This is a genomic window from Vagococcus fluvialis (assembly GCF_003337315.1).
Classification (GTDB): Bacteria; Bacillota; Bacilli; order Lactobacillales; family Vagococcaceae; genus Vagococcus; species Vagococcus fluvialis.
The window spans coordinates 75,529-83,689 of sequence record NZ_QPJV01000011.1; the positions used below are offsets into that span (position 1 = coordinate 75,529).

The following is an 8,161-nucleotide window of genomic DNA, read 5'->3' on the forward strand; positions in this document are numbered from 1 at the left end:
GAGAGGGAAGAATATGAAACAAGAAATGATGCTTGTTGCCGGGCAAAAAGAAATTGCAAAAAATATCTTTGAATTAACCTTGAAAGGAGAATTGGTGAAACAGATGGAAACATCTGGCCAGTTCATTCATATTCGCGTCCCTCGCTCTGATTTGTTACTTAGAAGACCAATCAGTTTAGCAAGTGTGTCAATGGATGACTCTACCTGTAAAGTTATTTACCGCGCAGATGGCGATGGAACTAAAGCTATTAGCGAGCTATCAGCAGGAGATAAGTTAGATGTTATGGGACCACTTGGTAATGGTTTTGAGACAAGTTTTATTAAAGAAAATGATTTAGTGTTTATCGTAGGTGGTGGAATTGGTGTTCCACCTCTTTACGAGTTAGGTAAAAAACTAGCTGAGAAAAAGGCACAAATTGTTTTTATGCACGGATTTGCTAATAAGGATGCTGTTTTTTATGAAGATGAGTTTTCAAAATTAGGTGAAGTGATGATTATTACTGATGACGGGTCTTATTGTCAAAAGGGCCATACAGGACACTTAATTGAAGCATCATTAACAAAGTACGGAACACCTAAAGCAGTATATTCTTGTGGTCCAACAGGTCTTTTAAGAGCAGTTGAAACAAAATTTGCAGACCACCCTCATGTTTATCTTTCAATGGAAGAACGCATGGCTTGTGGAGTTGGCGCTTGTTACGCATGTGTCTGTCAGTCTAAAACAGATCCAACAGAAAATAAAAAAATCTGTGACGAAGGTCCAGTATTTAAGTCAGGAGAGATTATCATATGAGTCGATTAAGTGTTAGTTTACCCGGTTTAGATTTAAAAAATCCAATTATGCCAGCTAGTGGGTGTTTTGGATTTGGAGATGAATATGGTAAGTATTATGATTTAAGTTTACTAGGTTCTATTATGGTAAAAGCAACAACTTTAGAAAAGCGTTATGGTAATCCAGCACCTCGTGTTGCTGAAACGCCAAGTGGTATGTTAAATGCTATTGGACTTCAAAATCCAGGGCTAGAAACAGTTATGGCTAACCAATTACCAAGTTTAGAAAAATATGATTTACCAATTATTGCTAATGTAGCAGGTTCTTCTGAGGAAGAATATGTAGCTGTTTGTGCCAAAATTGGAGATGCTCCGAATGTTAAAGCAATTGAATTAAATATTTCTTGTCCAAACGTTAAAGAAGGTGGAATTGCTTTTGGTACAAGTGCCGAGGTTGCTGCTAGTTTAACGAGAGCTGTTAAAAAAGTTGCCAAAGTACCTGTTTATATAAAACTTTCACCAAACGTAACAAATATTGTCCCAATTGCTAAAGCTGTTGAAGAAGCTGGTGCTGATGGAATTACCATGATTAATACTTTACTTGGTATGAGAATAGATTTAAAAACAAGAAAACCAATTTTAGCTAATGGAACTGGTGGACTTTCAGGTCCTGGGATTAAACCAGTTGCAATTCGAATGATTAATGAAGTTACTCAAGCTGTTAGTATTCCAGTTATCGGAATGGGCGGCGTTAGCTGTGTGGATGATGTGATTGAGATGTTTTTAGCTGGGGCAAGTGCAGTGGCTGTTGGTACGATGAATTTTACAGATCCTTATATTTGCCTTAAATTAATTGAGGAATTACCTGCTAAACTAGATGAATTAGGTATTGAATCAATTGAGAGTTTAATTAAAGAAGTAAAGGAGTCACGTCAAGGATGAAAAGACCAATAATTGCTTTAGATTTTCCAAATGGGCAAGAGGTTCAAACGTTTTTAGAGAATTTTCCTAAAGAAGAGTCATTATTTGTAAAAGTCGGTATGGAATTGTTTTATAAAGAAGGACCACAAGTTGTTAAGATGTTAATTGAAGAAGGTCATGATGTGTTCCTTGATTTAAAACTTCATGATATTCCAAATACAGTGGGCTCAGCTATGAGGAATATTGCCTCCCTTGGAGTTAAAATCACTAATGTTCATGCGGCTGGTGGCAAAGAAATGATGGAAGCTGCCTTGAAAGGATTAGAAGAAGGAACACTTACTGGACAAACACGACCAGAATTAATCGCTGTTACGCAGTTAACATCCACTAGTGAAGAACAAATGCAAAATGATCAATTAATTAAAGTTAGTTTAGAAGAAAGTGTTGCACACTATGCTTCAATTACTAATGAATCAGGGCTTGATGGAGTTGTGTGTTCTGCTTTAGAAGTAGAAAAAATACGTGAAGCAACGAATGAAACATTTATTTGTTTAACACCAGGTATTCGTCCAGCCAAAAGTGCTGTGGGAGATCAAAAGCGAGTAGTGACTCCAAGTCGTGCTAAGAAAATCGGCTCTACTTATATTGTAGTAGGTCGTCCAATTACACAATCTGAAACACCTTATGAATCTTATTTAGAGATTAAAAAAGAATGGAACGGGGAAAAATAATGAGAGAAATCGCAGAAAAATTACTAGAAATCAAAGCAGTAGCATTAAGTCCAAATGAACCATTTACTTGGGCAAGTGGTATGAAAAGTCCAATTTACTGTGATAATCGCTTAACAATGAGTTTTCCTGAAGTTAGAAGAGCTATTGCAAAAGGTTTAGCAGAAAAAATCAAAACCGATTTTCCTGATGTAGAAGTTATCGCGGGAACTGCAACAGCAGGTATTCCACATGCTGCTTGGGTAGCTGAAGTTCTTGACTTGCCAATGGTTTATATTCGAGGAAAAGCAAAAGACCATGGAAAGAAAAATCAAATTGAAGGTCAAATTTCTGAAGGCCAAAAAATGGTTGTTATAGAAGATTTAATTTCAACAGGTGGAAGTGTTCTAGAAGCTTGTGTAGCAGCAGAAAACGAAGGTGCTAATGTATTAGGTGTAGCAGCAATTTTCACTTATGAGTTACCTAAAGGAATTGAAAACTTCAAAGAAGCCAATGTGCCTTTTATGACATTAACAAATTACACTGAATTAATAGATGTGGCAACAGAGAAGCAGTACATTGCTGAATCTGACGTTGCTTTATTACAAGAATGGAAAAAAGATCCTAAAAATTGGAATAAATAATAGCTGTCCTAAAACTATCTTGAATCACTAAAAAGGCTGATTAAATTGTCAGCCTTTTTTATTTTCCTTTGAACTATCTTTACTAGTCAGGGGATAAAAAGTCTGCTCTTTCAATAACTTCAAAGCTAAGGAATAATTCAAAAAGCCGATTATTCCTTAGTTCCTCCAGTTGCTTAGAGCAAACGAATTTTTACCCGTCCTGTTTTATTTCATTACATTTATTTTGTTGTTTAGAATTTTTATATTCGCAACAGGATTGTTAAAAAGATTAACGTCAACAAGATTTGGAAGTTGAGTTAATGGTTCAACATTAGAAATATAATTTTCACTGACATCAAGGTAAGTGAGTTGTTTCAAATCTTTGGTGAAGTCAAGAGAATTAAGTTCCATTTTAGGTAAAACAAGCACTTCAAGTTGAGGTGCTTGTTTTAATTTTTGAGTAAAGTAAAGCCCATCTTTAAATGTAATATTCTCATAATTATCATCTATTTTCATATAAAGGTATGAAGGCTCAGTGATAGTCATTTTTTTTAGATTTGGTAGAGAAAAGGCTCTGTCTTTATTTAAGTACAAGGACACTTTTTCACCAAGGTTAAGCTCTTCTAGGAAGTTGATTTCAAAAAGACTTGTTCCAACATCATAATTGCTATCATTTGATGCTTCTTTTAAGGAAATTTTCTTTAATAAGGGTAGATTTATTAAAGATTCTTCATTTGTAAAATCAACGGAATTTAATGATAATGTGCCTAATTTTTGGAACCTATCTAGTTTAGTTAAATCAATCTCGGAACCACCATTAATAACTAAGGTAGTAAGAGTTTTTAACTGGCTAATAGAGTCTAAGTTAGAAGAATCAATAGTTACTTTTTCTAAATGGTCAAAGTTATTTAGTGAGGTACTGGATTCACCTTTAATTCCTAGTAATGTTAATTCTGTTAAATTATTAAGTGTGTTGAGTGCTTCAATGTTACTAATTTCATTTCTCTTTAAAGTTAATTTGTTGAGTGATTCTTTATTTTTAAGTGGCTCAATATCTTTAACAGATGTGTTAATCAACTCTAGTTGTTTTAATTTAGGCATATTGTTAATAAAATTTATATCTTTTAGTAAATCTGCATTTTCTATTTTTAGTGATTCAAGATTAGTAAGACTATATAAAACGCTAAAATCTGGTATTTTATCAGCTGAATCAATGGAAAGTTTTTTCAAATTAACTAAGTTACTCATCCAGTTTATATCCGCTTTGGCATAATTTCGGTAGCCTAGGGATGTAAGGTTGGTTAATTTAAGTAAACTTTTTGATGTAACTTCTTCAGCAACATAGGTCATATCTAAGAACTGAAGATTTGGTAACGAATTTAATAACTCAACTTCATTATCGTTTCTTAGCTGTGTTCGTAGATGGGTAAGTTGTTCTTTACTTTCTAAACTATCTAGAATTATTTTTAGGGGTTGATTGAAAGTGTGCCCATAGAAAGCTAATTCATCTAATCCTTTTAAAGTAAAATTATCAGAAGAACCACCGATGTCATAACTATCATGAAAATCAAGGTAATTTAACCCTTTAAAACTTGAAAAATCAAGAGCGTCTAATGTTACATTTTGGTCAATTGAAAACTCTGAGATTGGATAGTTTGATTTTCCATCTTTCCATTCTTCTAAACTATAACGAAAATCCCAACTTTTTTTGTTAGCAATATCGCCACTCATGACTTCAATATACTTAATACTATGTAATTCATCAGTTGTAACATCTTCAAAAGGTTTGTGAAAAATAGCTGAGACTAGTTTTTTGCCTCCTTCTGATTCTGGCGTATTACGCGGTTTAACCATATTTTCAACGCTGATATGATTTGTTCTAACACCTGGCAAAACAAGTGAAAAAATGATAAAAATAGGAATAATCATAACGAATAAAGCAGCAGATAATAATTTATTTGATTGCCTAGTACTATTTTTTATGTGAGGCTGTTGGGTTTGATGATAATGATTAATAGTAATATAATCTGGTGTTTCATCATCAATTAAAAACTCCGAGTGACAAGATGAGCATATTAGAATATCTTGCTCTTTCTTAATGTACTGCCACAATTAGGGCACTTTAAATCAACTATTTTCATGTAAACCTCCAAAATTAAGCTTATCTTGAATTTAATTTTAGCATGATTAATGAATGAAATAAATAAACTTAAAGATAATAAATTTCACAAAATTAATTTTTAAAAATGAGTTAGTATGAAAAAATTAATTAAAAAACACATGTAAATAAGTTTTGAATAATTATTTAATAAGTGGTATGCTTTTTCCAACTCTTATTTTTATGAGATAAAAATTAAAAAATAATGTTGGAGGAATGAGTATGCACAATATTGCAATAGTAGGATATGGAAACTTAGGTCGCGGAGTAGAACTTTCTCTAGCTAATAATTCAGATTTGAATTTAGTTGGGATTTTTACAAGAAGAGAGCCAAGTACTGTTGAAACAATTTCTGGAAAAGTTTTTAGTATGGATGATTTACTAAAAAAGAAAAACGAAATTGATGTTTGTATTTTATGTGGTGGTTCTGCCACTGATTTACCAAAGCAAACACCAGAATTAACTAAGTATTTTAATACAGTAGATAGTTTTGATACCCACGCATTAATTCCAGAACATTTTGAGAATGTGGATCAAGTTGCTAAAGAGAGTGGTCATGTGTCTATTATTTCAGTTGGTTGGGACCCAGGAGTCTTTAGTTTAAATAGAATTATGGCAGAAGCTATCTTGCCAAAAGGAAAGACCATTACTTTTTGGGGAAAAGGAGTTAGTCAGGGACACTCTGATGCCATTAGACGTATTGAGGGCGTTCGTGATGGCATTCAGTACACGATTCCTAATCAAGAAAAAATTGATGCCTTTAAAAAAGGTGAAGTAACAGAGTTGACCACAAGAGAAAAACATACAAGAGAGTGTTTTGTAGTTCTTGATGGACAAGCAGACGCTGAAAGAGTAAAAGAAGAAATTATTACAATGCCTAACTATTTCTCTGATTATGAAACAACAGTACATTTTGTGACACAAGATGTACTAGAAAAAGATCATAAACAAGGAATGCCTCATGGAGGAAAAGTTATTAGAGTTGGTCATACAAGTGAAGTAAATCAAGAAACAATTGAATACACACTAGAGTTAGACAGTAATCCCGAATTTACAGCTAGTGTCTTAGTTGCTTATGCAAGGGCTTGTGCTCGACTTTCTGAAGAAGGAAAAGTTGGAGCGTTAACCGTTTTTGATATTGCACCTAAATATATTATTAATGAAGAAAATCGTACCTTAAGAAAAAATAGTTTATAAATCAAGAACCAGCGCACATATTTATTCTATTAGTATAGTAACTTAGGTAAAAACAATTGACTGTCTATTAAGTAATCGCTATTATTAATTACCAATAAAATTTTATGATAAGCGAGGTAACAAATTTTGGTAGAAACTTACAAAAAGGTATTAGAAAAAATAATAAAAAGCTTTTTATTTATTTTGGGAATACTCATCGTTATTTATATGGCGCGAGATTTAATTGAGGTTTTTAAAGTTATTATGACAGCTCAAATGAAAGGTTCCTTAGTAGGTATTTCTGATTTTATTTTAGCTTTTTTCATGTTATTTGAATTTATCGTAATGATTATCAAATATATTGAAGATACACATAACATTCCTATTAAATATCTTGTGATTATTAGTATAACAGCTATTTTAAGGCAGTTATTAGTTGTTCATGATAACGGTTTACAGACGCTTCTTTTAACATTGTCTATCTTAATTTTAGTCGTTGTGTTATTTGTCATTGAGTTAATCAAAGAAAAGGAATTGAAACGTGGTAAAACACCTAAATAAACCTAATTGTTGACAAGCATAATGAACACAAGTATGATTGTTAAAAGTTTAGAGGTGATAATATGGGATTAAATGAATTTATATTAGGACTTAATAGTTTAGAAAAGATTACTCGTGCTCCAGGATTTTTTAAATATACGGAGCATACAGTTGCAGCTCATTCTTACCGTGTGGCTTCTATTTCGCAAGTTTTAGGAGATATTGAAGAAGCAAATGGTGTCGAAATTAATTGGAAATCTCTTTATGAAAAAGCACTGAATCATGATTATACAGAACGGTTCATCGGTGATATTAAAACACCAGTCAAATACGCCAGTACTGAACTTCGTGGGATGCTACAAACAGTAGAAGAGAAGATGACTGAAGAATTTATCACTCAAGAAATCCCTCTCGAATTTCAAGACATTTACCGCAGAAGATTATTTGAAGGTAAAGATGAGACCGTTGAAGGTGAGTTACTTGCTATTGCTGATAAAATTGATCTATTATACGAATCTTTTGAAGAAATTGTAAAGAGTAATCCAGAGGAAGTTTATATGGCAATGTTTATCGAATCTGTTCAAACAATCCAAACATTTTCTCACAGGCCCTCTGTTATTTATTTCTTTGATAATATTTTTCCAGAGCTCTTAAGACAGGATTTTTATGGCAAAGAAGATTTTATAAAAAGAATAAATAATATTATTATGTAAACTAAAAATTATATTAAATATATGTTAAAAAGGGATTGTAGTCTATAGAGCGATATGTTAATATAATTAGTGTAGTAATTGGATTCGAAATTAGGGAATATTTATATATATATATAGTTCTCCTATTAAGCATCACATTTATTGCAATAATACGCGTACATAGATGCGCAATAGGAGGAAAAGCACATGGCTAACGGTACAGTAAAATGGTTTAACGCAGAAAAAGGATTTGGATTTATCACTCAAGAAGACGGAACTGACGTATTCGCTCACTTCTCAGCTATCCAAGGTGAAGGATTCAAAACTTTAGAAGAAGGACAAGCAGTTACTTTCGACGTAGAAGAAGGACAACGTGGACTTCAAGCAACAAACATCGAAAAAGCTTAATTTTAACTTTTTAAACACTGGAGAAATTTTTCTCTGGTGTTTTTTTATGTCTATATTTAACCTAAAAAAAGGCTCTTCGTCAAATGATGTGGATGAGTAAAATTAAGTGAATTTAGGCAGCAGAAACCGAATGGCTTTTGCTGCTTTTTTGTTTGTCTTTAAAGC

Annotated in this window: 9 protein-coding genes; 8 read left to right on the top strand and 1 reads right to left on the bottom strand. The window is 32.6% G+C overall.

Going from position 1 to position 8,161, the window contains the following annotated elements:
* Positions 1-13 precede the first annotated feature (13 nt).
* The 4 genes from DFR54_RS10575 to pyrE are packed head-to-tail and all read left to right on the top strand — an operon-like array spanning position 14 to position 3,043.
* Positions 14-793, top strand: coding sequence for a dihydroorotate dehydrogenase electron transfer subunit (locus DFR54_RS10575; protein WP_114290196.1), 780 nt, complete (start codon positions 14-16; stop codon positions 791-793).
* Positions 790-1,713 (top strand): dihydroorotate dehydrogenase, encoded by a 924-nt coding sequence (locus tag DFR54_RS10580; protein ID WP_114290197.1) that lies wholly within the window; start codon positions 790-792, stop codon positions 1,711-1,713. Before DFR54_RS10575 ends, DFR54_RS10580 begins: the two co-directional genes overlap by 4 nt.
* Complete coding sequence (pyrF, locus tag DFR54_RS10585) at positions 1,710-2,423, top strand: orotidine-5'-phosphate decarboxylase (protein WP_114290198.1); 714 nt, start codon at positions 1,710-1,712, stop codon at positions 2,421-2,423. The genes DFR54_RS10580 and pyrF overlap by 4 nt, the downstream gene beginning before the upstream one ends.
* Positions 2,423-3,043 (top strand): orotate phosphoribosyltransferase, encoded by a 621-nt coding sequence (pyrE, locus tag DFR54_RS10590; protein ID WP_114290199.1) that lies wholly within the window; start codon positions 2,423-2,425, stop codon positions 3,041-3,043. The genes pyrF and pyrE overlap by 1 nt, the downstream gene beginning before the upstream one ends.
* Positions 3,044-3,247: 204 nt before the next feature.
* Here the strand turns inward: pyrE and DFR54_RS10595 are convergent, their stop codons facing one another.
* Positions 3,248-5,134, bottom strand: coding sequence for a leucine-rich repeat domain-containing protein (locus DFR54_RS10595; protein WP_114290200.1), 1,887 nt, complete (start codon positions 5,132-5,134; stop codon positions 3,248-3,250).
* A gap of 268 nt (positions 5,135-5,402) precedes the next feature.
* On the opposite strand from DFR54_RS10595, the gene DFR54_RS10600 reads away from it, so the two are divergent.
* The 4 genes from DFR54_RS10600 to DFR54_RS10615 all read left to right on the top strand — a co-directional run bounded on the left by DFR54_RS10600 (position 5,403) and on the right by DFR54_RS10615 (position 7,996).
* The gene (locus DFR54_RS10600; RefSeq protein ID WP_114290201.1) at positions 5,403-6,377 is read left to right on the top strand and encodes a diaminopimelate dehydrogenase; all 975 of its coding nucleotides are present in this window, start codon (positions 5,403-5,405) and stop codon (positions 6,375-6,377) included.
* Positions 6,378-6,503: 126 nt separating this feature from the next.
* Entirely contained in the window at positions 6,504-6,917 is a 414-nt protein-coding gene (locus DFR54_RS10605) for a phosphate-starvation-inducible PsiE family protein (RefSeq protein ID WP_114290202.1), read from the top strand.
* Between the two features lie 62 nt (positions 6,918-6,979).
* A complete protein-coding gene (locus DFR54_RS10610) occupies positions 6,980-7,609 on the top strand; it encodes a YfbR-like 5'-deoxynucleotidase (RefSeq protein WP_114290203.1) in 630 nt (209 codons plus the stop codon).
* Between the two features lie 186 nt (positions 7,610-7,795).
* The gene (locus tag DFR54_RS10615) at positions 7,796-7,996 is read left to right on the top strand and encodes a cold-shock protein (protein WP_086343223.1); all 201 of its coding nucleotides are present in this window, start codon (positions 7,796-7,798) and stop codon (positions 7,994-7,996) included.
* Positions 7,997-8,161: the final 165 nt, after the last annotated feature.

Excerpts from the sequence above, each read along its gene's own strand:
- DFR54_RS10600 (WP_114290201.1), top strand. The coding sequence starts at position 5,403 with ATGCACAATATTGCAATAGTAGGATATGGAAACTTAGGTCGCGGAGTA.
- DFR54_RS10610 (WP_114290203.1), top strand. The coding sequence starts at position 6,980 with ATGGGATTAAATGAATTTATATTAGGACTTAATAGTTTAGAAAAGATT.
- DFR54_RS10575 (WP_114290196.1), top strand. The coding sequence starts at position 14 with ATGAAACAAGAAATGATGCTTGTTGCCGGGCAAAAAGAAATTGCAAAA.
- DFR54_RS10580 (WP_114290197.1), top strand. The coding sequence starts at position 790 with ATGAGTCGATTAAGTGTTAGTTTACCCGGTTTAGATTTAAAAAATCCA.
- DFR54_RS10615 (WP_086343223.1), top strand. The coding sequence starts at position 7,796 with ATGGCTAACGGTACAGTAAAATGGTTTAACGCAGAAAAAGGATTTGGA.
- pyrF (WP_114290198.1), top strand. The coding sequence starts at position 1,710 with ATGAAAAGACCAATAATTGCTTTAGATTTTCCAAATGGGCAAGAGGTT.
- pyrE (WP_114290199.1), top strand. The coding sequence starts at position 2,423 with ATGAGAGAAATCGCAGAAAAATTACTAGAAATCAAAGCAGTAGCATTA.